Origin of the sequence: Mesorhizobium sp. M7A.F.Ca.CA.003.01.2.1 (assembly GCF_003998945.1) — a bacterium.
Taxonomy (GTDB): Bacteria; Pseudomonadota; Alphaproteobacteria; order Rhizobiales; family Rhizobiaceae; genus Mesorhizobium; species Mesorhizobium ciceri.
The window spans coordinates 1-492 of the sequence record NZ_RZRA01001639.1; the positions used below are offsets into that span (position 1 = coordinate 1).

The 492-nt window shown below is 61.2% G+C and carries 1 protein-coding gene; it reads right to left on the bottom strand.

Annotation, left to right across the window (positions count from 1 at the left end; translation table 11 throughout):
- Positions 1-66: 66 nt before the first annotated feature.
- Positions 67-348 (bottom strand): hypothetical protein, encoded by a 282-nt coding sequence (locus EN969_RS34685; RefSeq protein WP_082826505.1) that lies wholly within the window; start codon positions 346-348, stop codon positions 67-69.
- Positions 349-492 lie beyond the last annotated feature (144 nt).

Genomic DNA, 492 nt, shown 5'->3' on the forward strand with positions numbered 1-492 from the left:
GCGCTGGAAGAACCGCCGTCGCTATCCGAGAGTGGCGGCCTGTCTTTCAGGGATGGATGGTTGCTGTCACTGGTCCAGGTCGACCGGTGTCACGCCAAGAAGTTTCAGGGCATTGGCATAGGTCCGGATGCCTTGCGCCTGCTTGCGCTCGGCACAGAACCGGTTCGCCTTGTCCTGGAGTGCCGTTGCCTCGGCGATCTGGCTCGCGCTGGCACCGGGTTTGGCTTTGGTCTGGATGGCTCCGTCGAGTTGAAGACCGAGCCGGCTGCAATATTCGCTCCGGGTGACCGCCGCATCCGACTGTGCGACCGCAAGCACGGCGAGCGAAATGCCTGTCAGGGCAGCCATCCATCCGGTCGAACGTCGTTGCATGTTTCGGGACCATTTCTTCGCGTTGTGCCGCAGGCCGCGTGACCGCCGCGAGGGTGGTTATGACAGGCGATGTTTTCGCGAGTTTTTCCCGGATGTTGAATCTTGTTTCTGGAGTGTGTC

Excerpts from the sequence above, each read along its gene's own strand:
- EN969_RS34685 (WP_082826505.1), bottom strand. The coding sequence starts at position 348 with ATGGCTGCCCTGACAGGCATTTCGCTCGCCGTGCTTGCGGTCGCACAG.